The following is a 25,078-nucleotide window of genomic DNA, read 5'->3' as shown; positions in this document are numbered from 1 at the left end:
CAGGAGGAGCGATGAACGAGGTCGTCAGATCGGCTGCGATCACATCGGAGCAACTCGCCGTTCTGAAAGGCAGCGAATGGTTCGGCGCGCTGGAGCCTGCGTTTCAGGAGGCCATGCTGGCATCGTCGCGCGTCAAGCAGCTCGGCGCAGGCGAAACCGTGTTCCACCGCGGCGACGCCTCCGACGGCATTTATTGCGTCCTGTCCGGCGCCGTCTGCTTCGGCGCCATCGCGCCATCGGGCAGGGGATCGATCGTAGCCCTTGCCGAAGCGCCGCAGTGGTTCGGCGAAGTCGCGTTGTTCGATGGCGGCGCGCGCACCCATGACGCCTGGGCCGACGTTGCCTCGACATTGCTGCATCTGCCGTTGCGTCACCTGACGAAAATTCTCGCCGAGGATCCAGCGAGGTGGCAGCAGCTCGGCCGATTGCTGGTGCGAAAGCTCCGGATCGCGCTCTCGCTGCTCGAGGACATGGCGCTGGAGCCGCCAAGAGTCCGGCTGGCGCGATGTCTCATCCATCTGCTTGAAGGCTATGGTGCGCGCAAGGCCGCGCCGTCGTGCCACGTGCGCGTCTCGCAGGAGCGGCTCGGGATGATGCTCTCGCTCAGCCGCCAGACGGTGAACGAACTGCTGCGGCACATGGAGCAGGAGGCGATCATCCAGTGCGAGCGGGGCGGGGTGCGCGTGCTTGATGCGGGGAGGCTGAGGGAGGTGGCGCAGGGCTCGGAATAAGCTTTGTGGCGACTTCGAGCGTATCCCGGAATGACAAACAACAACGGCGCGTCTCGCGCTTGCGAGACGCCAGCATTCTTTGGCTGACGCGACCACTCCCTTGGGAACGCCTGTTTCGCTGCGGCGTTCCAACTCAAGAGGAGGAACACGCCATGAAACTGAGAGGATTGTTTATCGCAGCAGCCTTGCTGCTGCTGCCGACCGCCGCGTTGGCGGCGCCAGGCATCGTCACCACCACGGTAAGCCTCAAGGCAGGGCCCGGTGAAGGCTTTCCAACGGTCGACCGCATTCCGGGCGGCGACCGTGTCAACATCCACGGCTGCTTCAGGGGCAAGGCCTGGTGCGATGTGAGCTGGTCGGATGATCGCGGCTGGGTGTCGTCGCGATATCTCGAATACCTCTACCGCAACCGCTACGTCTATCTGCCCGACTATGTCGACGAGATCGACGTTCCCGTCGTGCCGTTCGTGCTGACCTCGTACTGGTCGAGCTACTATGCGGGACGTCCCTGGTATCACCGCCGCGCCCACTGGGGCGGCTACTGGCAATCGAATGAGCGTTTCGCGACGCGGCTGACGATCGACCGTTCGGCGGCCAGGATCGGCCGCGCGGCGGCAGCGCGCGACGCGGCGCGCCCCGAGGCAGGGACGCGTGCAAATGCGCGTGTCGGTGTCGAGGAGAGGTCGCGTGCCCGCGTCGAGGAACGGTCGCGCGCCGGCGTGACCGAACGCGTGACGCGGGAGAAAGACATCGCACCGCGCAGCGCGCGCGAGGTGCGCGAACGCGCGGCGGTGCAGCCCCGCATGACGCGGGAAAACGCGCGGATGACGCGTGAGAACGTGCGCGAGCAGCCGATGAGCCGCGCCCGCACGCAGACCCCGCCGATCATGGCCCGCGGTCATGACGAACCGCGCGCGGCTGCGCCGCGAATGGAGCGCGCCGCGCCCCACATGACGCAGCCCAATGCCGCGCGTGGCGGCCCGCCGATGAACGCACGCGCGCAGCAGATGCCGGCCCCGGCGGCCCCGCGCGCAGCAGCGCCCGCGATGCCGCAGGGCGGCGGCGCACCGCACATCAACGCCGCACCGCGCGGCGGTGGCGGCGGAGGACCGGGCGGTGGCGGCGGCCACGGTCAGGACAAGCGCTAACGAAGGAAAAGCCCGGCCTTGAGCCGGGCTTTTTCTTGCTCGACGAGCGAGCAGGCGGGACTGGTGACGGTGCTGTCGGGGTTCTATCTGGCGCAAAGGCAGCAGCAGCTTCCTGGACATTCGTGGTGTTGCCCTGACGATCATTATCCACGCCTCCGCGATCTCGCGGCGCATTCCGCCCGAGGTTTGCGATTTCGTTGCCCTCCGCTTGAAGATGAGGGCGCAGGGAAGACCGGGTGCTTGCCGCACCCGCGGTCTCGCGTGCCGATGCACATGGCAAAAAGCGCACACGAGCATACAGGTTCGGCGGGAGCATCCCGGCCTTCCCTGCGCAATGGTTTTACGGCTTACTTCGCGCTCTTCCCGGAGAACGGCTCTTTTGCCTCCGTCGCCTGCGCTTCTTATCGCAAGCTTAGCGCCAGCACCGCGGCGCCCGAACCACGCGACTTCGCCGTACGCGTCGGGCGCGTGCGTCTCGCGCGCCACCTGCGTCCACCGCATCCCACCGCGCGTTCGTGACGTGCGCAACGCCCCTCTCATCGGGTGAGACGGGCGGAGTCAAACCACTGATTTGCCCGACAACGAAAGCGAAATATTTTTAGCAGGAGGTCTGGACAGGTTTTGGGTGATTTGCCCGTCGTGTTGTTTTGCCGCATGTGGCGCGGCCAGATTTGACTTGCGCGCCAGGCAAATCAGCCGGCAGCGGAGGCGGATTACACTCGGCGGGCTGCTTGCGGCTGGGGCGGATAGGTCAGGCCAGTTGACGATACACGCCGCGCTTTCCAGACCATGATGGCTGACGTTGGGCGCGCTTGATGCTACCATGCCGCACGCTCGGATCGTGCGGGTTATGCCTTCTTGCAGGTGTGTAAGCCGTTTGCAGGTATGCAAACCGTTCATCGGCCCTGTCTTAAGTCCGGTTCTGCGAGAGAACGTCATGAACCGGCGATCGGAGCCACAATCTCCCACATACTTCGTCCGTCTGCGGCGAAGCGTTAGAGCATGATCGCGTCGGCGTTCAGCGCCTGCGCGAAGTTCGACATCAGCAAGGACAACGATACGTGTCTTGCGTGCAAGCACGTCGTCTCTAACTCCGCGGTGGTTCGCGGCATAGGCGTGAGCCGCCGCTTGATCCAGGGAGGAACCAATGAAGTCCATCAACCCAAGCAAATACGCGACATCAGCCGCAGCGATGACACTTGCGAAAGCAACGCTCTTCGCCGGGGCACTGGTAGCCATTGTTCCTGCGGTTGTTCTGGGAGAGCCGATTGAAAAGAAGGGGACTACGCCCTACGTGACGCACTTCATTTTTAAGCCGTTGATGAGCATTGACATCGCCGGATTAGGTACGGCCACCACGCTGGAGGCGGTCGGGACCACCCAAAACTTGAAGGGAGAGAAGATGCTGGACAAGATGTCGGCCCATTGCACGGCGTTGAACGTGGCGTCCGGCGAAAAGAAATACATTGATGGCGCCTGCGTGCTGGCCGACAACGACGGCGACAAGATTTTCTCGACCTTCGATACCCGCGACCTCGATAAGTCGCAGCCGAAAATGGATTGTGGCACCCACATCATCACCGGCGGTACCGGGAAGTATAAGGGGATCACCGGGAGTGAGCCATTTGCCTGCATAACCATGCCTGCGCCATCTGGCCCGGGCGGCTATTTCGCGATGGACATCCCGCATAACACGACGTGGGAAATCAAGTAAGAACCTCGATTTCCCTGGCACCGGGGGGCAGCGAGCGTAGCCCGGATGAGCCAACGGGTCGCGCGAATGCGCGCCCCGCGACGAGCGCAATTGCGCTCGCACGGTGATGACAGGCTCCGCGATATCCGGGCTGCTCGCTGAGTTCAGTCCAACCGCGAAGGAGCGTCCGATGAAATCGCTTTTGCTGCTTACGGCGAGCGGTCCGCTGCTCATTCTCACATCGCACGGGTCCTTACGCGATCAGAAGCTTCTTGAGGTGCTCAAGCACAAAGGGATCGGCAAGTTCGTCGCGTTTGAGGTTCCGTTGTCGCTAGCCAAGGAGCGCTACGGCGGGCATTTTCAAGCGGTCGAAAGCAATCTGCACGAGACTGATGATTTGAGGATCCTCGACTTCAACGGCCAGCGGATCTTTCAGCTCTTCCGTTTCGATGAACTCGGTCCGCCGATCCTGCAAGAACAGCGAGCGTAGCCCGGATGAGCCAACGGGTCGCGCGAACGCGCGCCCCGCGACGAACGCAATTGCGCTCGCACGGTGATGACAGGCTCCGCGACAATCCGGGGCGGTGTTAGAGTGGTCCCGGATGTCGCTTCCGGCTAGGCTCTTCGAGCTACAGCGGACAAGCCACTCATCCGGGCTACTCGCTGCTCTATCGCTTCGGTCCCTTTTGATAGACCCCTGAAAACGACACGTTTGCGCCGCCGCAATGGAGATTGTCGCCGACGACCAGGTGCTTGCCGACGAGCTGCATGGTGACCTGGCAGTCGAGTTCGTCCGTCCCGTCGCCGAACTTCATTTTATCGGCAGAAGGTTTTGCGTCGTAATCGAGCTCGCCGGCATGGGTGCGGCTGCCCGAACCCCATGTGGCCTCGCCCTTGATGGCGAGCCCGCCGGCCTCTTTCGATTTCGAGATGCTGATAACATTGTCTTGGGCGCGCCATTCGCCGAGCCAATCCCGCATCTCCGGTGGTCGGATGTCCGCCTGCCACACAAGCCGGTCGGTCTCGATCCAACCGACCGTTTCGGTACCCTTGCGAGGCTGAAACCAGCTGCATGCGAACTTGCCTGATGTCCGGGAAACAATGACTTCATCGTTGCGAATGACATAGGTTTTCAGACGGCAGGCCTGGTCGTCGGGGCAACGCTCGTTGTCATCGCCGTGGAAATAGACCCTGTCGCCGGCCGCGCCCTTGATCTTCGCCAGCCTGTAGTTCGTGCTCTCGCGTGGAAAATATCCGTTCCGGCAAATGTTGTCGGCGTTGCCCTTGAGCTGGGCGGATGCGGGCGAGGTCTGGAAAAGGCTCCATGCGAGGAGTCCGAGCGAAGCTTGGACAAGGCGTCTCATTGGATTTTCATCTTCGGATTATTCTCAGCGTGAAAGACGGCCGCGTGGTTGCGCGGTGATTCCATTCTAATTTGGCCCGTCAGAGCGTCGCAGATCAATCGCATAGAAGCATGATCAAAAAGTTTGTTGCCAGCGAGTAGGGTGGGTTAGCGAAGCGTAACCCGCCGACTTGGTCACTTGGAATGGCGGATTACGCCTTCGGCTAATCCGCCCTACGCTTGCTGCACACCAATCCGCCTTTCGGGCTGTCCTTCTTCAACAACCATAGGTACAGTGTTCGCAAAGCGTCGTTTGGCTGGGTGAGAGGCTAAAGTGCTAGATGTATTCATAAGCTATTCAAGCGCAGATCGGAAATTTGTAGAAACGTTTTGCAGTCGCCTCAAAAAGTCGGGCGTTACCTATTGGTTCGACAGAAATGAAATCAAGCCGGGCGACTATCTGCGGGACAAGGTAAATGCTGGTTTAGATGACGTAAGATATTTGATCGCTATCCTGAGTTCAAGCTCGGTCCAATCTGAATGGGTCAAGCGAGAAATAGACGCCAGTATGATGCGAGAGCTTTCAAGGAAACAAATCGTTCTCATTCCTCTCCTTATCGGCGATATCAAAATTGAGGATATTCCCCCCGACTTGCGGGGGAAAAGTTATGTTGATTTTCGCGATGGAAGTGGCCTCGCCGAAGCTGAATTTGGTAGGTTGCTCGCGCTTCTCAAGCCAGAGATTCATCGGCAGAAGGAGTTGGTATCAGAGCTCCGTCAAGGTTTGCCGAATACACGACGAAGGGTTTCTAAACTTCGAGATTTTGCTCTTCAGTACCCCGACCAAAGAATCCAAATGGCCGCCCTTACTGGGTTAGAGAAGGTGGGGACTCCCGAAGCTATTGTCGTCATCACCCAGCGCTTATTAAATGACTGGGGAGTAAACACACTGAATCATTCCATGAAGAGGTTGGCTAAATTAGGAGATGTTGGCGGCTACGTGGCCCTATCTGCTGCTATTTTCTGGGATGAGCGTAACACCTCGACAATACTCGAATTTCTAGTGAGGGCTCATAGAAAGGATCATCCTCTAGTCGCCTATTTGAAGGAGCATTCGAGAGATGGCGCCATTCCGCTGATCAGCATTTACGCCGGTATTGCTGATCATGCATCCAAGGAAATCTCGGCAGCTTTGCGATATAGTTCTCAGTATTGGTACTCCGACCAGAAAGCACCGTTCTATTTACCGCGCCTGCCTCGATCGTTGGTTTCCGAATCGAAACGCATAGTTGACAGTGCTGTCCCTGGGTTATCTGATATGATTGCTCGTGAAATGACATTTCGCGGATTCAGCGAAGAAGAAGATGCTTCTCACGTCGGTCCCGCTCATTTTCTTATTGATGACTCCGTTTTGGATCGAGCGATCTTGAACAAGAAGTTCTTCGAGTAATGAACAGTTTGTTGAGGTAGTAGTCAGTGGTATCGTGTCCCCATTGATAATGGCTTGCGACAGCCGTCCACCTTTTGGGCTAACGACCCGCTTGTCTTGCGGCTTTATCGATCCAGCTTCCGATGCTCCGATCGCCTCCGTCGATCTCATAATCGTATTCGGCTGCGTTCGCTGCTAACGGGACAACATGGTCTAAGGGAGGGTCGTCTAGCCAAGCTGGCTTTTTTACTGGCAGAGTGTAGTCATCGTAGCGGGTCCACTGCTCGACCAATCCACCATCGCTATCCAGCACAAGCTTCATCTCGTAAAGAAAATACTGAGGTGGGAAGCGTTTATTCGGCTGTAGCTTTGCAACTCCCATGTGGGCGAGAGGGTTAAGGCCGAGTGGATGGGGACCCTTCGTTTGGTGATGGTTGATGCTATTGATATGGACGGTCAGAAGCCCACGACCGTCGATGACTGCTCTCGCAATCTCGTATTTCACCCAGCGCCTGTCCCAAGTTAATGAGCCGGCCAAGACACAGACGGCAGACGTGCGGAGTACGCCTGAACGGATGAGTTGCTTGATACTCTCGGGGGCCACAAGTTTCCGGGCTTCCCAAAGACTGCTGTCGTAGAAGCTGCGGCTCAATGCGCTATTCGGATGGGTAATTTTCCAGGCGTTTCGCACGTTGTTCACGCGCATGATGTCCTCAAAGTGGAAGCTAAAAAACACCTTGCGCTTCGTCTCGGGGACAACTGGCTTGGGTTTCGGCGGCGGATACAACTCATTGAACGGAGTTGGTGCCGTGGGTGCTACAAGATTGAACTGCGAGCCGAACGCGTTGGGCGGTGGCGGCGGAGCGAAAAATGGTGGCGGCGACGTCGTCAAATTGGCAAGGGCGTTGAATGTTGGTCTTACCGGTGCCGCGGGAGCGGGATTTCCGAACAGACTTGCAAGGCTTGAGCCGTATGCGTCGGGGCTGACGGGCAGCTTCGGTTTGTCCATCAACAGATCAGCTATTGCACGGGCCATAGGGCTGATCTCGGGCTTGGATGTCGGAGGCGCAACGTAGTCGAGGAGTGAGTTTCGACGCGGTTCAGCACTGAGCGCTGCCAAGAGTCCGAAGTTCTTCTGGTCGAAGGGGTTGTTAGCCATAGACCAAAGCCCCAAGCACCGCCAGGACAACGCCGACAGCTAGTGGCGAGTAGAACCAGACAATCGACCATGAAGTGGCGGCGCTCAAAAATGACTGGATAGGCGCACCTTCCGGATTCATGTCAAAAGACGGTATCGTGTCCCAGCTTTCCTTGCGGACCCGACTGAATACGTCTCGAAAGCGGCGCTCGACTCGGAGACACTGGGCGTCAGCTATAGCGAACGCGATGACGGGAAGGAGGGCGAGAGCCGCCACTGCCGGGCGGTGCAAAGTGAAAGCGAATCCGATGACGGCAGTGGTGACCGTGATGCAATAGGATTTGAATGACGCGCCATAGCTCGCCATTCGAGTGATAAGGCTCTGCAGCATCTCGAGATGCTTGACGCGCAGCTCTGCGATTTTCTCAGCTGCAATCGTCATGCGTCTTCTCTCACGAACACCCCGTCGTGCTGCCACACGTATCGCACTTCATGCACGTGCCATTCCGCACCAGCGTGAAGTTGCCGCACTCCGAGCACATCTCGCCTTCGTAGCCTTTGGCCTTGGCTTCCGCGCGGCGTTCGGCCTTGGACGGGGCGACCGCCACGGCGGCGCTGCCGGCCTTGCTCCACTGCATGGCTTCCAGCTTTTCCGTCGGCGACAGGTCGTGGCTCGTTTCCTGCTTCAGTGCCACCGCGCCTTCGACGGTGTCGCTGTTGCGGGCGCTGGGGCCGTGGCCGGCGATCGCGGTGACGTTGCCGGAACCGCGGGTGTCGACGTCGACGCCGCGCATGACGACCAGATTATCCGTGCGCGAGCGGGTCAGGCCCTTGGACAGATACTTGCTGCTCGGCTGCTCCGGCTGCTTGCCTTCCTCGACGCCTTTGCCCATCGCGTCGAAGTTGGACTCGCTGGGATCGACGTGCGCGAGGTCGAAGCGCGACATGTAGCTGACCGCGAGTTCGCGGAACACATAGTCGAGGATCGAGGTCGCATACTTGATCGAGTCGTTGCCCTGCACGGGGCCCGCCGGCTCGAAGCGGGTGAAGGTGAAAGCGTCGACATACTCTTCCAGCGGCACGCCGTATTGCAGGCCGAGCGAAACCGCGATGGCGAAGTTGTTGATGAAGGAGCGCAGCGCCGCGCCTTCCTTGTGCATGTCGATGAAGATCTCGCCGAGACGGCCGTCGTCATACTCGCCGGTGCGCAAGTACACCTTGTGGCCGCCGACGACCGCCTTCTGGGTGTAACCCTTGCGGCGATCCGGCATCTTCTCGCGATCGCGCATGACCACGATACGCTCGACCAGCTTTTCGACGATCTTTTCCGAGACCTGGGCGGCACGCGCGGCCATCGGCTTGTCGTAATACGCTTCCGTCGCATCTTCCTCGTCGTCATCGTCGCTGATGAGCTGCGAGTTCAGGGGCTGGCTCAGCTTCGAGCCGTCGCGGTAGAGGGCGTTGGCCTTCAGCGCGAGCTTCCAGGACAGCAGGTAAGCCGCCTTGCAATCCTCGACGGTGGCGTCGTTCGGCATGTTGATGGTTTTCGAGATCGCACCCGAGATGAACGGCTGCGACGCCGCCATCATGCGGATGTGGCTCTCCACCGACAGATAACGTTTTCCAATTTTGCCGCAGGGGTTGGCGCAGTCGAACACCGGATAGTGCTCGGCCTTGAGGTGCGGGGCTCCCTCGACCGTCATCGCGCCGCAGATGTGCACGTTGGCGGCCTCGATCTCGCGCTTGCTGAAGCCGAGCGCCGAGAGCAGGTCGAAGCCGGGGGCTGCGATCGCTTCCGGCGCGATGTTGAGCGTCTCGCGCAGAAAGTCTTCGCCAAAGGTCCACTTGTTGAAGGCGAACTTGATGTCGAACGCGGTCGGCAGCGCCTTTTCCACTTTTGCAAGAGCTTCGTCGGTGAAGCCTTTGGCTTTCAAGGTGGAAACATTGATGCCGGGCGAATTGGAGAGCGAGCCGTGGCCGACGGCGTAGGCCTCGATCTCCGCGATATCGGCTTCACTATAGCCGAGCGTCCGCAGCGCCACGGGGACGGCCTGGTTGATGATCTTCCAGTAGCCGCCGCCGGCGAGCTTCTTGAACTTCACCAGCGCGAAATCAGGCTCGATGCCTGTGGTGTCGCAATCCATCACGAGGCCGATGGTGCCGGTCGGCGCCACGACCGTCGTCTGCGCGTTGCGGTAGCCGTTGAGTTCGCCGAGTTCGAGCGCGTTGTCCCAGGCGGCCTTGGCGTGCGTGATGACGTCAGCCTGCGGGCACGAAGCGTGATCGAGCGGCACGGGACTGACCGCCAGCGCCTCATAGCCGCGGCTCTCGCCATGCGCGGCACGGCGATGGTTGCGGATCACGCGCAGCATGTGCTGGGTGTTCTTCTTGTAGCCGGGGAAGGGGCCGAGCTCCTTGGCCATTTCGGCCGAGGTGGCATAGGCCACGCCGGTCATGATCGCGGTCAGCGCGCCGCACAGCGAGCGGCCTTCCTTGCTGTCGTAAGGCAGGCCCATGGTCATCAGCAGGCCGCCGATGTTGGCGAAGCCGAGGCCCAGCGTGCGGAACTCGTAGGAGAGTTCGGCGATCGCCCTTGAGGGGAACTGCGCCATCATGACGGAGATTTCCAGCACGATGGTCCAGAGCCGGCAGAGGTGCTCGTAGGATTCGACGTCGAACCGCTTTGTGGTGGTTGAATAGAACGTGATGAGGTTGGCCGAGGCGAGGTTGCACGCGGTGTCGTCCAGGAACATGTATTCCGAGCACGGATTTGACGCGCGGATATCGCCTGACGACTTGCAGGTGTGCCAGTCGTTCATGGTGGTGTTGAAGTGCAGGCCGGGATCGGCCGAGGCCCAGGCGGCGTGGCCGATCTTTTCCCAGAGCTCGCGGGCCTTCAGCGTCTTCGTCACCTTCTTGTTGGTGCGGCCGACCAGGTTCCAGTCGCCATCGGTTTCAACGGCGCGGAGGAAATCGTCCTTCAGCGAGACCGAGTTGTTGGAGTTCTGGCCGGATACCGTGAGGTAGGCTTCCGAATCCCAGTCGGTGTCGTAGGTCGGGAAGTCGATCTCCTTGTAGCCTTGCTTGGCAAACTGGATCACCCGCTTGATGACGTTGTCGGACACCAGCGCACGGCGCGCGAGCTTGATCTCGCGGCGCAGGGCAGGGTTCTTTTCGGGATCGAAACAGTCGTCGCCCGAGCCTTCGCAATTCACGCAGGCCTTCAGCACGGCCTTGAGGTGCTTCTGGTTGATCTTGGAGCCGGTGACCAGCGCCGCAACCTTCTGCTCCTCCTTCACCTTCCAGTCGATATAGGTCTCGATATCGGGGTGATCGGCATCGACCACGACCATCTTGGCCGCGCGGCGCGTGGTGCCGCCAGACTTGATCGCGCCCGCGGCGCGGTCGCCGATCTTCAGAAAACTCATCAGGCCGCTTGAGCGGCCGCCGCCGGACAGCTTTTCGCCTTCGCCGCGCAGCCGGGAGAAGTTGGAGCCGGTGCCGGAGCCGTATTTGAACAGGCGCGCCTCACGCACCCACAGGTCCATGATGCCGCCCTCGTTGACGAGGTCGTCACCCACGCCCTGGATGAAGCAGGCATGCGGCTGCGGATGCTCGTAAGCCGACTTCGACTTTGTGAGTTTGCCGGTGAAGGGATCGACGTAATAGTGGCCCTGGCCGGGGCCGTCGACGCCGTAGGCCCAGTGCAGTCCGGTGTTGAACCACTGCGGCGAGTTCGGCGCGACCATCTGTTTTGCGAGCATGAAGCGCAGCTCGTCGAAGAACGCCTGCGCGTCTTCCTCCGTGGAGAAATACTTGCCCTTCCAGCCCCAATAGGTCCAGCAGCCGGCGAGGCGGTCGAACACCTGTTTTGCGCTGAGCTCGCTGACGAAGCGCTCGGATTCCGGGAGGAGAGCCAGCGCCTCGGTGTCGGGCACCGAGCGCCACAGCCAGGACGGCACGGTCTCTTCCTCGACCTTCTTCAGGCGCGCGGCGACGCCGGCCTTGCGAAAATACTTCTGCGCCAGCACGTCCGAGGCGACCTGCGACCAGAACTGGGGCACTTCGACATTTTCGAGCCGGAACACGATCGAACCATCGGGGTTGCGGATCTCGGATGTCGTCAGCCTGAAATCAATCCCTGCATAGGGTGACTGGCCGGAAGTGGTGTTGCGCCGTTCGATTCGCATAGTCGTGCCCCGTCTTCTTGCCCGGTCCGCTTTTTCGCGGTTGCCGGATGTTTTCAATCAGCGAACCGCCGCCCCACATTTTCGCGTGAAGATGTGGCCCCAACGGCTTCGCCAGCTCGACCGGTGGACCCGGCCCTGTTTCTGTCTTCGCCACCCCAAGGGGTTCGTCCCGCCCACCAGCGAGGCCAACCCCTCCACGCGTTACCTGGGCCAGTTTCAGCCCGTTTTTCGTCGCCCCGGATCACCTCGTTTCAAGGCAGACGAACCCTCTATCCGTGCCTCAACCGGCCAACGGAGCGATGGTTCTGGAACCCATTTGGGAGCGACCGGCGGGACCCAAAACTCACTCGCGCCGAACAGGAAGAAAGCTAGGCCAAACCCGTCGGGCCCGTCAAGGACTAGTACGAGTTCCTGAATCAAATACTAAATATGGTGGAAAGTAAGGGATAACAGGGGGCGATGCCGCCCCTGTGATGGCCCCAAGTATCAGTGAGTCCTCAGGGATTCCCAAGGGAAAAAAATTATCCCCACCCTGTGGAACGAGGCTTCGCCCACTGTTCACAGGGCAGGAATTTTTTCAGCCCCAGGGATTGCGTTGCCGAGACTCACGTAAGCGCACGGGGCGCGCTTCCGTAAGGCTACGGGCAGGGGAGGTCTGGCATGCCCGCGCATCCGTGGCGGCGCGGGCGGATACGCGCCATGGTGGGCGCTGATTCCATCTCTTTTTCGTCCCTTGCCGGGCTCCATGACAGAATCAAAACCCACCGCGCCGGCGCGGATCGCGCCCGCCGGGCTCATGTTCCTCGCCATCACCTCGGTGGGCTGGGGCTTTAATTGGCCCGTCACAAAATACCTCCTGAGCGAGCTGCCGCCGCTGACCTTGCGCGGCTCGACCGGCATGGTCGGCGCGCTGCTGCTGGCGGTGCTGGCGCTGGCGCGTTCCCAGAGCCTGAAGGTCGAGCGGCAGCTGTGGCCGCGGCTGATGCTGGCGGCGCTGCTCAACGTCACGGGCTGGATGGTGCTGATGGGGCTGGCGCTCTTGTGGCTGCCGGCGAGCGAGGCGGCGCTGATCGCCTACACCATGCCGGTGTGGGCTTCGCTTTTGGCCTGGCCGGTGCTCGGCGAGCGGCCGACGATCTTACGCACGGTAGCGCTGGTGATGGCGTTTGCCGGCCTTGCTGCCATCATGGGCGGCAACGGCATATCAGCCACGACCGAAAAACTGCCGGGCATCGTGATGGCGCTCGGCGGCGCGCTCGGCTTTGCGCTCGGCACCGTGCTGGCGAAGCGGCTGCCGGTGCCGCTGCCGCCGATACCGGCCGCGGCCTGGCAGATCGGACTCGGATGTTTTCCGATCGTCATCATCGGTCTCGCCTTCGAGACCACGCATATCGAGAAGGTGACAGCGCTCGGCTGGTGGCTGCTGGTCTATTCGACCGTGATCCAGTTCTGCATCGCCTATGTGAGCTGGTTTGCGGCACTGGCCCGCCTGCCGGCCTCGGTGGCGGCGATCGGCACCATGGCGGTGCCGGTCATCGGCGTCGTCGCATCCGCGATGGCTCTCGGCGAGCCGCTCGGGCTGACCCAGATCGTGGCGCTGGTGTTCACGCTGGCCGGGGTGGTGCTGGCGACAAGGTCCTGAGTAATTCTCTCCCTTTCAATCCCATTCCTGGCGACCAGCGGAGGGCGAAATTGCGGCGCTATGTGATTGTAACGCCTATTAATATACTGTATGCCACGGGCGAAATTTGCGGCCCGGCTGGGGTCGGGTCGTTCGGGATAATTCCGGCATCATCCGTGAAAGAGAGAGTATGGCGCGCAATATTTTGATCCTTGGGGCCTCGTATGGCTCCTTGCTGGCGACGAAGCTTTTGATGGCGGGTCACAACGTGACCCTGGTTTGCCGGAGGAAGACGGCAGACCTCATCAATCGCGACGGTACCGAGGTTCGCATCAAGCTGCGCGACGAGGCGGTGCACCGCGCGATCTTCTCGCGCGATCTGCCCGGCAAACTGGATGCGACCACGCCCGCCGAGGTCGATCTTTCCCGCTACGATCTGGTCGGCCTTGCGATGCAGGAGCCGCAATACACCAACCATACGATCCGGGTTCTGATGATCAAGATCGCCGAGGCCAAGCTGCCTTGTCTGTCGATCATGAACATGCCGCCCTTGCCCTATCTCAAGCGCATCCCCGCGCTGGCGGACATGGACCTCGAGGAGGCCTACACCAATGCGTCGGTATGGGAGCGGTTCAAGCCGGGACTGGTGTCGCTGTGCTCGCCCGATCCGCAGGCCTTCCGGCCGCCGGAAGAGGCGGCGAACGTGCTTCATGTCGGCCTGCCGACCAACTTCAAGGCCGCGGCCTTTGAGGACGCGCAGCACAACGAGATGCTTCGCGAGCTCGAAGCCGATATCGACGCGGTGAAGCTGGATGGCCATGACGTTCCGGTGAAGCTCAAGGTGTTCTCTTCGCTGTTCGTCCCCTTGGCCAAATGGTCGATGCTGCTGACGGGAAATTACCGCTGCATCACGCCGCATGAGCCGCAGTCGATCCGCGACGCCGTGCACGGCGATCTGAAACTCTCGCAGTCGATCTATGACCATGTCGACGGTATCGCCCGCCGTCTGGGCGCCGACCCGGCGGATCAGGTGCCGTTCGAGAAATACGCCAAGGCGGCGGAAAGCCTGCTCAAGCCGTCATCGGCGGCCCGTGCGGTTGCTGCTGGCGCGCCCTTCATCGAGCGCGTCGACCTGCTGGTGAAGCTGGTTTCCGATCAGCTCGGCGCGCCCAGCGCCGAGATCGACCGCACGGTGCAGACCGTCGATCAGAAATTGAACGAGAAGATCGTGGCGGGTGGCTCCGGCTCGCAGTGACGGGTTTGCGATCGCGGCGGATGCGGCGCTGGCGCGCTCCAACCGCGACATCGCCCGCATGGAGGCCATTCTCAAGGAGATGCGGGAGGCGATCGGCGATCGCGAGCACGGCGCCGAGCGTCATTTCGAGGCCGAGCGTCAGCTGATCCACGTCATCGCCAAGGTGGCTGACAATGAGCACGCGCTCAATTCAACTTGGAGAAGCCTGCACGCATTTCAGCCGCGCACCCCGATAGCTTCCCGGCGGATCAAGCCTTAGACGTAAACCTGCTTCACCAATTCGGGCAGGATTTCCTTGAGCCGCCGGTGGCTGATGAGCGGGGTGGCGGCGATCTCGGCAAGCCGGCGTTCAATATGGGGCCATTGATTTGTCTCGCGCGGGTCGGTGTCGTCCTTGGCGAGATTGCAGGGGTAACAGGAGAGCACGCGATTGCCCCGGCTATTCTGCCCTCCCTTTGAAAGCGGGATGAAATGGTCGATGCCGGCTCTGACTTTGCCGTCCCATTTAATTCTTGGGAGTCCAATGTTGCAGTAGGCGCATCGTCCACCCCAATCGACGTAGCAGCGCTTGTAGTTCAAATTGGGCACGGTCATTGGCTCTTCCGAGGATCCTTATCTCCAAGGTTTTCCTTCTCCGTACACTAACTCGGCACTCAAAACGAGCTGGCGCGGAGAAGCTTGCGCCTTGTGCCAGCTTACCCCGTTGAGATCGAACGCCTGGCCGCCTTCGATCAGGTTCAGCGCCGTTGGCGGCGCCCACCGTTTGCTCATCAAGATGCCGATCAGGGCCTGGTCGAATAACCACCCATAATCTCCGCGCTATTCCCTCGCGAGTAGGATAAGCTCAAGCGATATTTTTAAAGTATATTGGAGGTAACATGCTGAATTTGTGGAGAATAGCAGCCGCGATATTATTGTCCTTCGCACTCATGGGCGCAGCGTCCGCGCAAGTCGTGGCGCTAGGCGCAAGCAATACTCAAGGCCACGGTGTTGGCGCGTCCGAGTCTTATCCGGCGCAACTACAAGCAATGCTGCGGGCCCGGGGGTCCGGCCTGCGTGTCACGAATGCAGGCGTATACGGAGATACAACGGACGGCATGCTGGCTCGACTGTCGAGTGCCGTTCCTGATGGTACCAAAATCGTCATCCTGCAATTTGGAGGCAACGATCGGGGCAAAATTTCCCCCGCCATGCGCCAGGCGAACATCGCCAATATTCAGCAGCAACTTCGCAAACGTGGAATCAGGATCGTCCAGGCTGATGGATTGGTATTATCCGCTCGGGCGGCTGGCCTGGTTCAACCGGATCATGTTCATCTAACTGCGGAGGGTTACCGACGAGTTGCTGCTCAGTTGCTTCCATCGATTCATTGATCGCAATTTCGAGTGTCTTCAAACCACAAGGCCCGGGTGCCCGCGGGAAAGCGTTGCCCCAAAGCGCGGTGTTGCAATTCGATTACGCCGAAGATTTGAGAAAAAACGGCAAGCTACGCGAGGCACTCGGCCCGCTGAGAAAAGCGCACGAACTACAGCCAGACAACCTGAATTTTGCTGTTGCCCTGGCAGAAATGGAATTGATCGAGGGGCGCGAGACTGAAGCCCGTCGACTGGCCTCAATAGTCAAATCGCGGCTGCGCAGCGGCGAAAAGATACCACCAAACTTCAAGACCCGATCGGATGCCCTGATCGCTCGTTTGGAAGCAAAAATTACTCTGGAATAGTTTGAGCAAGGTGGCTCATGTCGCCTCATGGCGCTTTCGGAGGTGCCGTAATGCCCGACTTATGCCGTGCCGCCCGTCAGGGCGCGGCGGATCATGTTGGCGAGTTGAGACTTCCGATACGGCTTGGTCAGCAGCAGCACGCCGGGATCGAGGCGGCCCTGATGCACGATGGCGTTGTCGGTATAGCCTGATGTGTAGAGCACCTTGATGCCGGGCCGGAGCTTCAGCACCTTCTCCGCCAGTTCACGGCCGGACATGCTGCCGGGCATGATCACATCGGTGAACAGGAGATCGAATGCCTCGCCGCCATCGATCAGGTTCAGCGCCGCCGGTCCATTGGCGGCGCCGACCGTGCGGTATCCGAGGCTCTGCAATTGCGTGGTGACGAAATTGCGCACCAGCGCGTCGTCTTCCACCACCATGATGGTTTCGTCGCCATGCGGCAACGCCGGCGGCGCCGCCGGCGCGGTTTCGACCTGGCCGCGGGCCGGCGGAAGATAGAGCTTGATCGTGGTGCCGTGGCCGATCTCGCTGTAGATCCGGATGTGTCCGCCCGATTGCTTGACGAAGCCGTAGACCATGCTCAGGCCGAGGCCTGAGCCTTTGCCGACCTCCTTGGTGGTGAAGAACGGCTCGAACACCTTGTCCAGCACGTCCCGCGACATTCCGGCGCCGGTGTCGCTGACCGCTAGCATCACGTAGGGGCCGGGCTTCACGCCGGGATTTCCTTGCGCATAGGCTTCGTCGAGCACGACGTTGCGCGTCTCCAGCAGCAGCTTGCCGCCGTTCGGCATCGCGTCGCGGGCGTTGATCGCCATGTTGAGCAGGGAGTTGGCGAGCTGCGAGGCGTCGATATGGGCGGTCGCCACTTCCTGCTCGAGGATCGAGTTGACCTCGATCTGCTCGCCGAGCGTCGGACGAAGCAATTTTGCGATGTCAAGCACGGTGGCGTTGACGTCGACATTGCGCGGCTGCAGCGGCTGGCGGCGGGCGAAGGCGAGCAGATGCTGGATCAGCTCGCTGCAGCGTTCCGCCGCCTGGTCGATCAGTTCGGCGGTCTTCTGCAATTCAGGCTCATGCGCGAGGCGCGCGACCAGCGTTTCGGTGGTGCCGGTGATCACCGTCAGCATGTTGTTGAAGTCGTGCGCGACGCCGCCGGTGAGCTTGCCGATGGCGTCAAGCTTTTGCGATTGCAGCAGCTTGTGCTCGGTTTCGCGCGAGGCGGTGGCGTCGTGATAGACCAGCGCTGCGCCGCTGATGGCACCCGCGCCATCGCGAAGCGGCCGGCCGCTGATCATGAGGTGAACGGGTGGATTGCCGCTGACGGGGCGAACCACGAGTTCGGTGGCGTCGAACGCTTCGCCGCGCAGCGCGCGCGAGGCGGGCATGTCCTGGACAAGCAGCGGCGTGACGCCGTCGGAATGAAAAACCGTGCTGAGCGACCGCAGCAGTTCGACCGTCATTCCCGGCCGGTAGCGCAGCATCTTCTCGGCGGCCGGGTTGGAGAGCAAGACCTCTCCCTTGGGGTCGATAACGAGCACCGCCTCCGCCATGCTGTGAAAGGTGCTGCGCAGCACGGCCGCCGAAAGCCTGAGTTCGTCATGGGCTGCGACCAGATGCTCGGTGCGCTCGGCGACCGCCGCCTCCAGCGCCTCGTTGGTGGCCCGGGTGGCGCTGAGCGAGTCCTGCAGTTCCCGGCGCGAGCGGCGGGCCGCCAGCGTCAGTACGGTGGCAAGGATCAGGATCAGTGCAACGCCGGCGAGATCGATCGCCAGCAGGAACGTCCCGTTGGTTTCTGATTCGGCGCGCTGCGCGAAGAGCAGCCTGCGCTCTTCCGCCACTGCCTTTTCGAGGTTTCCGGCGATCGCGGCCGTCGCCCCACGGTCCTCCTGGCCGACGAGTGCCGCCACGGCGGCGGCATCTCCCGCGGTCCGGAGCCTGATCAGCTCGCCATCGATTGCAACCTGGCGCTCCATCAGCGCCTTGGTCTCCTCGATCAGCTGCTTTTCGGTGGGATTGCCCTTGACGGCTTCGATCAGTGCCGCGAGCGCCGGCAGGATCGCGTCGCTGGCCTCGCGGTAATCCCTGGCGAATTGCTGATCGCCGGTAAGTGCGAAGGCACGCGCCGCGCTTTCCGCCCGGCGCAGCTGCGGGCGCATATCGGAGATTTTCGCAAGGATTCCAAGCGCACGATCGACGGAAGCGTTATCGGACCGCGACTTGAGATCCAAACCGATCGAGGCAGCGCCGATAATGAGGAGGATAGCGAGGCCAATTCCAAGGATGATACGCTGCGAGGGCATTGCCAGTTGCTTACTTCACTATTTCGAGTGGCGCACGGAAGCTTTCGGTGTGGTGATGCACTGATTGACCGAGGTCAACAGCGCATCCGGCGTGAAGGGTTTGCGCAGGCAGCACGCCGCGCCGAGCTCGATGGTCATCCGCAGGAAATCCGGCGCGCGTTCGGCGTTGGCGAAAGCGTAGCCCGACATCGCGATAACAGGCACGTCCGGCCTGCGCTCCTGGAACATCCGGATCGATTCGAAGCCGCTCATATGCGGCATGAACACGTCGATCAGCATCACGTCGAAGTCGCAGACTTCGAGTGCGCGCATTCCCGCTTCACCACCGTCGGCAACGGTGACCTTAAAACCCTTGCGGGTCAGACAAGCCTCGATGGCAACACATACCACCGGGTCGTCATCGACCACGAGAACGCGCGGCACGATGATTCCTTCTTCCTCGGGCGGCGGCCAGGAGGACCAGCACATCCCATGTGACGATTAAGTCGTAACGCCGACAGGTCGTCTGTATGGTAGAGTGCACATAAAAGTTGTTGAGGGCAATTCCGTTTCGCTGTGTCAGAACGAGAACAAATGTACTTCCGGTTCCGGATCTAAGCATATCATGCCCCCGATCAATCGCGCGGGGCGGCTGTCGCCGCTCGGGCTCGTCTTGCTTGCCATTACGTCGGTCGGGTGGGGCCTCAACTTCCCAATCGTGAAAAATTTACTGACCGAATGGCCGCCATTGTCCTCGCGCGGCCTGTGCGGCATCGCCGGTGCCGCTGCGTTGGCGCTGTTTGCGCTCGCGCGGCGGCAGAAATTGCGCGTGCCGCGGCCGATATGGTTGCGGTTGCTGCTGGTCTCGATGCTGACGATCGGGGGCTGGGTTGCGTTCATGGGGCTCGCGCTGCTGTGGCTCAACGCCAGCGAGGCCGCGGTGCTCGGCATGTCGATTCCGGTCTGGGTGGCGATTCTGGCATGGCCGATCCTGGGTGAACGGCTGTCCCCGCTGCGCGCCGTCGCGCTGGCGGTCGCGCTGGGCGGCATCGCCGTGCTGATCGGTGGCAACGGCATCGACGCCAGCGTCGGAAAATTGCCGGGCATCGCGTGTGCGCTGGCAGGCGCGCTGTGCGTCGGCCTCGGCACCGTACTGACCAAGCATTTCCCGCTGGCGATGCCGCCGCTGTCGCTGGCCGCCTGGCAAATCGGGCTCGGCTGCCTGCCAGTCGCGATCGTTGGCCTTGCGGTCGAGCAGCCGCAGCTGGCCGCGTTGTCAGCCGTCGGCTGGGCGTCGCTAATCTATATGACGCTGATCCAGTTCTGCCTGTGTACCGTGTGCTGGTTTGCCGCGCTCGAGCGGCTGCCGGCGACGACAGCCTCGATTGGAACCTTGCTGGTTCCGGTAATTGCGGTGCTGGCCGCAGCCGCGGTTTTGCATGAGCCGCTCGGGCTGCGCGAACTTGGCGCACTGGTGGTCACGCTCGGCGGCGTCGCGCTGGCGCTGCGCGCGTAATCTTGCAACGAAAAAGGGCGGCGCACCGAAATGCGCCGCACTTCGAATTCATGACATCGTGCTACTGCGCCGGGCAGGGATGCCGTAGCCCGTCATTGCCGAGATAGGTTCCCGACGCCGGATCGTAGGATCGGTACCTCTGCGTGCAGTACGCCACGGCATCATCGTCGGTCGGAGGAGCCGCTGCGACCACGCCCTCGTCGTAATATCCGTACGAGTCATCGTAGTAGGAGGGGCTGCCGTAATAGCCGTAGCTCGACCCGATGCCGATGCCCGCGCCGACCGCGACGCCCGGCCAGAAGCCGCCGCCTCGGTGATAGTGGCGATAGCCGCCGCCGTAATAGCGGCCGCCGCCGCCTTGATAGACGCCACCCGCGACGCGACCTCCACCCACGCCGGCAACGGCGCCAGACCTGAAGCCGCCACCGCCGCCGGGTGCAACGGCCACGCCGCCGCCTCTAAAGCTGCCACCGCCGCCGGGTGCAACGGCCATGCCGCCACCTCTAAAGCCGCCACCACCGCCGGGTGCGACGGAGCCGCCGCCACCGCCTCTAAAGCCACCGCCACCGCCGATAGCTGCGCCGCCGCCGCCGCCGGCCCTGGCACCGCCGCCGCCACCAACACCGCCTCGGCCCTCCTGCGCCTGAGCGGCGCTGAGGCTTGGCGCGACCATCGGCAAAAGCAGTGCCATCGCTGCCGCAGTACTCAAAACTTTCAGATTGATCATTGTTGGCTCCATTTGCGGGATATAGGTCCTAACCCGTTCAGCGGGCGGACGTTCCCGAGCCCGCGTATTGATTGCGCGCGAGCTGAACCTGTCAGACCGCAACTGTACGCGGAATGAACGGATTGCGCCGATTCCGCGACATGCCCCGAGCGCGTACCGGTGTGCCAAGGCTGCAATACAAGGCTGCAATATCAGCCTTTGTCTGGACAATCCGCCGCACCGGTGGCATCAGGGCTTCACGACATCTCGAACCGGCCGAGCCCTCATGAAGCTGTTTCTGCTGAAATTTTTCACCTGGTGGAGCGGCCAGACGTTCGGCACGCAATTGTGGACGTGGCGATTCGGCGAGCTGGTCGGCCAGGACGAGCAGGGCAACAGCTACTATCGCACCAAGGGCCGCAAGATCGATCCGACCCTCGGCTTCGAGCGGCGCTGGGTGATCTATAACGGCTACGCCGAGGCGAGCCGGGTGCCGCCGTCATGGCATGGCTGGCTGCATCACACCGTCGATGTCGCCCCGACCGAGGAGAGCTACACGCCGCGGGAATGGGAGAAGCCGCATGTTGCAAACATGACCGGCACGCCTGCGGCCTACCGTCCCTCCGGCTCGACGCTTGCCAGCGGCCGCCGCCCCCAGGCGACCGGCGACTACCAGGCCTGGACGCCGGGTAGCTGAAGCGATTGTCATCGCGCGTTTCGCGGTCGCACGCGGTTGCACGCGCCTAGACCACAGCCATCAACCCTGTGAATAACGGGATCAGCGGGGACATCCGCCGCCACCGTCTTGTGCCGTCCGCGTTTTCGCGGCTCAATGGGGACATCTTACGGAGATGGGAAACCATCGCGTCGGTGTCGGGATCCAGTCGCGACTGCCCCGATTTGCAGCGGTCACCGAGTAGGACACGGCCGGGAAATAGGCCCCTGGTGCAGAGGTTCTGAAATCGCCCGCTAATGTGTGGCTGCCGTAGGACAGGAAAGGCCGTCTGGGAAACCAGGCGGCCTTTTTCTTCTTTGTGCGGCGACAGCTGCGTGTCCCGGAACGCGGTACCGCGTGGTGCTTACGTCAGCCGCGCGGCGGCGCGCTCGATCATCTCGCCGCGGCGGATTTGCGCCGGCGCAATTCTGTCTTTCATGATGGCGAGGACTTCCGTCGGCGCGGTGTCCGGCGAGCCGGAATTGAACGGCGGCGCGGGATTGTATTCGAGGCGGAGCTGGATCGCCTCTGCGGTCCGCCTGTCGTGCAGCAGCGAGACCAGCGTCAGCGCGAAATCGATGCCTGCGGTGACGCCGCCGCCGGTGACGCGGTTGCGGTCGACGCAGACGCGCGTCTTGGTCGGGATCGCGCCGAACGCGCTCAGAAAATCCATCGCCGTCCAGTGCGTCGCCGCGCGATAACCCTTGAGAAGGCCGGCGGCGCCGAGCACCAGTGAGCCCGTACAGACCGAGGTGACGTATTTTGCACCAACGGCCTGCTTGCGCAGGAAGGCGAGCATCTCCTCGTCGTTGACCATGTCGTCGGTGCCCGAACCGCCGGGCACGCAGATGACGTCGAGCTGCGGGCAGTCCGCAAAGGTCGTTGTCGGCGTCAGCACCAGCACGGAATCGCTCGTGACCGGCTCGATCCGTTTCCAGATCAAATGCACCTTGGCGCCGGGCAGGCTGGAGAACACCTGCAACGGACCGGTGAAGTCGAGTTGGGTGACCTTGGGGAACAGCGCGAGACCGATCTGCAGCGGCGTGGGCGTGGGAGACGGCGCGGACATCGTGACCTCCGGAAAATTTGGCTTGACGAACCGCATCCTGACATGGTCGCTTCATGTCAGAAATGGCATATTTCCCTCATTTCAGGACATCAGCCAAAAAGCGAGCTGCATGATGATCGGCGTTCTCGTGTTTCCGGGTTTCCAGTTGCTCGACGCCGCCGGCCCGATTTCGGTGTTCGAGATCGGCGCGCGCTTCGCCGAAAACGCCCCCTCGATCAGGGTTGTGGCGGTGACGCCGGGACCGGTGCGCTCATCCTCGGGCGTCGAGATGCTCGCACGCGGGCTAAGGCCGTCGGGCGCGATCACCAGCTTGATCGTGGCGGGGGGCGAGGGCGTTCGGCAGGCGGCGACCTGCGCGAAGACGCTCGGTTTCGTGCGCGCTATTGCCAAACGCGGCGTTCGCATCGCCAGCGTCTGCTCCGGCGCTTATATCCTCGCCGAGGCCGGCCTGCTCGATGGCCGCCGCGCCACCACGCATTGGCAGCGCACCCCGCATTTTCTCAAAACCTATCCGCAGGTGAAGCTCGAGTCGGACCGCATCTTCGTCCGCGATGGCGACATCTGGACGTCCGCCGGGATATCGGCCGGCATCGACCTGTCGCTGGCGATGATCGCGGAAGATTACGGCGACGAGATTGCGCAGAATACCGCGAAGCAACTGGTGCTCTATCACCGCCGCAGCGGCGGCCAGTCGCAATTCTCGTCGCTCCTGGAATTGAAGTCGCCGAACGGCCGGTTCGGACCTCTATTGGCCTGGGCGCGCGAGCATCTCGATGCGCCACTCACGGTCGAGGATCTCGCCGAGCAGGCCGGCATGAGTTCGCGGCATTTCACCCGCGCCTTCATGGCGGAAACCGGCACCACACCGTCAAAGGCGGTGGAGCGGCTGCGCATCGAGGTGGCGCGGCAGCGCGTGCAGTCCTCCAGCGAGGCGATCGAGCGGGTTGCCGAAACCACCGGCTTTCGCGATCCCGAGCGGATGCGCCGCGCCTTCATTCGCGCCTTCGGCCAGCCGCCGCAATCGCTGCGGCGGGCGGCGCGAGCAGGGTAGGGGCATTGGAAAGCCGCTAACGCCGCCGCGGCAAGCGCCAAGATCCGAGCTTATGATTTCACCTTGATGTAGCTGGTCGGAACGGCGGTGGTGAACTTGAGCTCCTCCATCGCGATGGACGAGTTGACGTCGGAGAATTCCAGCCGCTTGATCATCCGCTGATAAACCGCATCGTAGGTTTCGATATCGGGCACGACGATGCGCAGGAGATAGTCGGTTTCACCGGTGAGCCGCCAGGCTTCGACAATCTCGGGGATATCGACGATCACCCGGCGGAATGCCTGCAGCCATGCGGCCTCGTGGCGCGGCGCCTTGACCGACACGAACACCGTCATCGGCACATTGACCGAGCGTCGGTTCAACAGCGCCACGCGCCGGACAATGACGCCGTCCTCGTCGAGCCGCCGGATCCGGCGCCAGCAGGGGGCGGGGCTCAACCCCACCTTTTCGGCAATCGTGGCTACGGGAACGAGAGCGTCGGTTTGCAGGATATCCAGGATTCGGCGGTCGATCGCATCCATCGCGTCGCCTTTCATTTAGGCTGAGTGTCTATTTCTTATTCAAACAGAATATTGAGAGTAAATATCTCATATTAGCAAATCTTAGCAATAGCATTGCTCATTCTGACCTGGTTTCGAAAAAATTCGATACCAACGTTGCATCCCCGGCTTGCTATCGTTTGCGGCACGGATTCGAACCAGCAGAGGCGGACGGCAATGCGAACGATCGGGCTATTGGGCGGCATGAGCTGGGAGAGCACGGCGGTGTACTACCGGCGGATCAACGAGCTGACACGCGATCGCCTCGGCGGCCTGCATTCCGCCGAAGTGCTGATGCGCTCGGTCGACTTCAACAAGATCGTGGCGCTGCAGCAGGCGGATGCCTGGGACAAGGCCGGCGCGGTGCTCGCGGGCTTCGCGCGAGATCTCGAAGCCGCCGGTGCGGCCTGCATCGTCATCTGCACCAACACCATGCACAAGCTGGCCGACACCGTGCAAAGCGCCGTGACGGTGCCGCTGTTGCACATCACCGATGTCACCGGGCAGGCGGTCAAGGCGGCGGGCGTGAAGCGGCCGTTGCTGCTCGCGACCCGCTACACCATGGAGCAGGACTTTTATCTGTCGCAACTGCGGGACAAGCACGGCATCGCCGCGATGGTGCCGGATGCCGAGGACCGCACGACCGTTCACGACGTCATCTTCGGCGAACTCTGCCGCGGGATCGTGCTGGAACAGTCGCGGCAGCGTTATCTCGACGTGATCGCCAAAGCGAGGGCGGCCGGCGCCGACGGCGTGATTCTCGGCTGCACCGAGATCGGTCTCCTGATCGGCCCGGAGCATTTCGACCTGCCGACATTCGATTCCACGCTGCTGCATGCCGATTCCGCCGTCGACTTTGCACTGGAGCAGAACGACGCGCCCCGGCGCAACGCCGCATAACCCGGCCATGGCGCCTGCATCCGCCCCACTTCT

General features: G+C 61.9%; 24 protein-coding genes. 14 read left to right on the top strand and 10 right to left on the bottom strand.

Annotation, left to right across the window (positions count from 1 at the left end; translation table 11 throughout):
- Nucleotides 1-11: 11 nt before the first annotated feature.
- The 4 genes from ACVWVY_RS30505 to ACVWVY_RS30490 all read left to right on the top strand — a co-directional run bounded on the left by ACVWVY_RS30505 (nucleotide 12) and on the right by ACVWVY_RS30490 (nucleotide 4,062).
- Nucleotides 12-731: a Crp/Fnr family transcriptional regulator gene (locus ACVWVY_RS30505; RefSeq protein WP_456629849.1), complete on the top strand. Its 720-nt coding sequence runs from the start codon at nucleotides 12-14 to the stop codon at nucleotides 729-731.
- 152 nt (nucleotides 732-883) lie between these two features.
- Nucleotides 884-1,879: an SH3 domain-containing protein gene (locus ACVWVY_RS30500; RefSeq protein ID WP_456629848.1), complete on the top strand. Its 996-nt coding sequence runs from the start codon at nucleotides 884-886 to the stop codon at nucleotides 1,877-1,879.
- Nucleotides 1,880-3,026: 1,147 nt separating this feature from the next.
- Complete coding sequence (locus ACVWVY_RS30495) at nucleotides 3,027-3,593, top strand: hypothetical protein (RefSeq protein ID WP_456629847.1); 567 nt, start codon at nucleotides 3,027-3,029, stop codon at nucleotides 3,591-3,593.
- A gap of 169 nt (nucleotides 3,594-3,762) precedes the next feature.
- A complete protein-coding gene (locus ACVWVY_RS30490) occupies nucleotides 3,763-4,062 on the top strand; it encodes a cytosolic protein (protein ID WP_456629846.1) in 300 nt (99 codons plus the stop codon).
- A gap of 178 nt (nucleotides 4,063-4,240) precedes the next feature.
- Here ACVWVY_RS30490 and ACVWVY_RS30485 read toward each other — a convergent pair whose 3' ends face one another.
- A complete protein-coding gene (locus tag ACVWVY_RS30485) occupies nucleotides 4,241-4,936 on the bottom strand; it encodes a hypothetical protein (protein ID WP_456629845.1) in 696 nt (231 codons plus the stop codon).
- 312 nt (nucleotides 4,937-5,248) lie between these two features.
- Here ACVWVY_RS30485 and ACVWVY_RS30480 point away from each other — a divergent pair, with 312 nt between their 5' ends.
- On the top strand, nucleotides 5,249-6,364 hold the full coding sequence (locus tag ACVWVY_RS30480) for a toll/interleukin-1 receptor domain-containing protein (protein WP_456629844.1): 1,116 nt from the start codon (nucleotides 5,249-5,251) through the stop codon (nucleotides 6,362-6,364).
- 79 nt (nucleotides 6,365-6,443) lie between these two features.
- Here ACVWVY_RS30480 and ACVWVY_RS30475 read toward each other — a convergent pair whose 3' ends face one another.
- From ACVWVY_RS30475 to ACVWVY_RS30465, 3 genes are read right to left on the bottom strand one after another with little or no spacing between them, the layout of a single operon-like run.
- On the bottom strand, nucleotides 6,444-7,502 hold the full coding sequence (locus ACVWVY_RS30475) for a TIR domain-containing protein (RefSeq protein ID WP_456629843.1): 1,059 nt from the start codon (nucleotides 7,500-7,502) through the stop codon (nucleotides 6,444-6,446).
- Nucleotides 7,495-7,923, bottom strand: a complete 429-nt coding sequence (locus ACVWVY_RS30470) for a hypothetical protein (protein ID WP_456629842.1) — start codon at nucleotides 7,921-7,923, stop codon at nucleotides 7,495-7,497. Before ACVWVY_RS30470 ends, ACVWVY_RS30475 begins: the two co-directional genes overlap by 8 nt.
- Nucleotides 7,924-7,933: 10 nt before the next feature.
- Nucleotides 7,934-11,671 carry a vitamin B12-dependent ribonucleotide reductase gene (locus tag ACVWVY_RS30465; RefSeq protein ID WP_456629841.1) on the bottom strand — a complete coding sequence of 1,246 codons (3,738 nt, stop codon included), beginning with the start codon at nucleotides 11,669-11,671 and terminating at the stop codon, nucleotides 7,934-7,936.
- 745 nt (nucleotides 11,672-12,416) lie between these two features.
- Here ACVWVY_RS30465 and ACVWVY_RS30460 point away from each other — a divergent pair.
- The 3 genes from ACVWVY_RS30460 (at nucleotide 12,417) to ACVWVY_RS30450 (ending at nucleotide 14,806) form a co-directional block, all read left to right on the top strand.
- On the top strand, nucleotides 12,417-13,313 hold the full coding sequence (locus tag ACVWVY_RS30460) for a DMT family transporter (RefSeq protein WP_456629840.1): 897 nt from the start codon (nucleotides 12,417-12,419) through the stop codon (nucleotides 13,311-13,313).
- A 169-nt stretch (nucleotides 13,314-13,482) separates the two neighbouring features.
- Nucleotides 13,483-14,547 (top strand): ketopantoate reductase family protein, encoded by a 1,065-nt coding sequence (locus tag ACVWVY_RS30455; RefSeq protein WP_456629839.1) that lies wholly within the window; start codon nucleotides 13,483-13,485, stop codon nucleotides 14,545-14,547.
- Nucleotides 14,528-14,806, top strand: a complete 279-nt coding sequence (locus ACVWVY_RS30450; protein ID WP_456629838.1) for an FCD domain-containing protein — start codon at nucleotides 14,528-14,530, stop codon at nucleotides 14,804-14,806. The genes ACVWVY_RS30455 and ACVWVY_RS30450 overlap by 20 nt, the downstream gene beginning before the upstream one ends.
- Here the strand turns inward: ACVWVY_RS30450 and ACVWVY_RS30445 are convergent.
- A complete protein-coding gene (locus ACVWVY_RS30445; protein ID WP_456629837.1) occupies nucleotides 14,803-15,141 on the bottom strand; it encodes an HNH endonuclease in 339 nt (112 codons plus the stop codon). The genes ACVWVY_RS30450 and ACVWVY_RS30445 overlap by 4 nt on opposite strands.
- Nucleotides 15,142-15,425: 284 nt before the next feature.
- On the opposite strand from ACVWVY_RS30445, the gene ACVWVY_RS30440 reads away from it, so the two are divergent.
- A complete protein-coding gene (locus ACVWVY_RS30440) occupies nucleotides 15,426-15,920 on the top strand; it encodes a GDSL-type esterase/lipase family protein (protein WP_456629836.1) in 495 nt (164 codons plus the stop codon).
- 53 nt (nucleotides 15,921-15,973) lie between these two features.
- Nucleotides 15,974-16,267 (top strand): hypothetical protein, encoded by a 294-nt coding sequence (locus tag ACVWVY_RS30435; RefSeq protein ID WP_456629835.1) that lies wholly within the window; start codon nucleotides 15,974-15,976, stop codon nucleotides 16,265-16,267.
- A gap of 59 nt (nucleotides 16,268-16,326) precedes the next feature.
- Here ACVWVY_RS30435 and ACVWVY_RS30430 read toward each other — a convergent pair whose 3' ends face one another.
- Nucleotides 16,327-18,570, bottom strand: a complete 2,244-nt coding sequence (locus ACVWVY_RS30430; protein WP_456629834.1) for a CHASE3 domain-containing protein — start codon at nucleotides 18,568-18,570, stop codon at nucleotides 16,327-16,329.
- Between the two features lie 18 nt (nucleotides 18,571-18,588).
- The gene (locus tag ACVWVY_RS30425) at nucleotides 18,589-18,993 is read right to left on the bottom strand and encodes a response regulator (protein ID WP_456629833.1); all 405 of its coding nucleotides are present in this window, start codon (nucleotides 18,991-18,993) and stop codon (nucleotides 18,589-18,591) included.
- A 181-nt stretch (nucleotides 18,994-19,174) separates the two neighbouring features.
- On the opposite strand from ACVWVY_RS30425, the gene ACVWVY_RS30420 reads away from it, so the two are divergent.
- Nucleotides 19,175-20,065: a DMT family transporter gene (locus tag ACVWVY_RS30420; RefSeq protein ID WP_456629832.1), complete on the top strand. Its 891-nt coding sequence runs from the start codon at nucleotides 19,175-19,177 to the stop codon at nucleotides 20,063-20,065.
- 61 nt (nucleotides 20,066-20,126) lie between these two features.
- Here ACVWVY_RS30420 and ACVWVY_RS30415 read toward each other — a convergent pair whose 3' ends face one another.
- Entirely contained in the window at nucleotides 20,127-20,792 is a 666-nt protein-coding gene (locus ACVWVY_RS30415; RefSeq protein ID WP_456629831.1) for a BA14K family protein, read from the bottom strand.
- Nucleotides 20,793-21,057: 265 nt separating this feature from the next.
- Between ACVWVY_RS30415 and ACVWVY_RS30410 the strand changes: the two genes are divergently transcribed.
- Entirely contained in the window at nucleotides 21,058-21,468 is a 411-nt protein-coding gene (locus ACVWVY_RS30410) for an NADH:ubiquinone oxidoreductase subunit NDUFA12 (RefSeq protein WP_456629830.1), read from the top strand.
- Nucleotides 21,469-21,850: 382 nt separating this feature from the next.
- On the opposite strand, the gene ACVWVY_RS30405 is transcribed toward ACVWVY_RS30410, so the two are convergent.
- A complete protein-coding gene (locus tag ACVWVY_RS30405; protein WP_456629829.1) occupies nucleotides 21,851-22,555 on the bottom strand; it encodes a DJ-1/PfpI family protein in 705 nt (234 codons plus the stop codon).
- 112 nt (nucleotides 22,556-22,667) lie between these two features.
- Between ACVWVY_RS30405 and ACVWVY_RS30400 the strand changes: the two genes are divergently transcribed.
- Nucleotides 22,668-23,606, top strand: coding sequence for a GlxA family transcriptional regulator (locus ACVWVY_RS30400; protein ID WP_456629828.1), 939 nt, complete (start codon nucleotides 22,668-22,670; stop codon nucleotides 23,604-23,606).
- 50 nt (nucleotides 23,607-23,656) lie between these two features.
- Here the strand turns inward: ACVWVY_RS30400 and ACVWVY_RS30395 are convergent, their stop codons facing one another.
- Nucleotides 23,657-24,127 carry an Lrp/AsnC family transcriptional regulator gene (locus ACVWVY_RS30395; protein WP_456629827.1) on the bottom strand — a complete coding sequence of 157 codons (471 nt, stop codon included), beginning with the start codon at nucleotides 24,125-24,127 and terminating at the stop codon, nucleotides 23,657-23,659.
- A 195-nt stretch (nucleotides 24,128-24,322) separates the two neighbouring features.
- Between ACVWVY_RS30395 and ACVWVY_RS30390 the strand changes: the two genes are divergently transcribed.
- A complete protein-coding gene (locus ACVWVY_RS30390; protein ID WP_456629826.1) occupies nucleotides 24,323-25,045 on the top strand; it encodes an aspartate/glutamate racemase family protein in 723 nt (240 codons plus the stop codon).
- The last annotated feature ends 33 nt before the right edge of the window (nucleotides 25,046-25,078 follow it).

The sequence above is a fragment of the Bradyrhizobium sp. URHC0002 genome (genome assembly GCF_054059515.1).
This window is presented reverse-complemented; position numbering and strand designations above follow the sequence as displayed.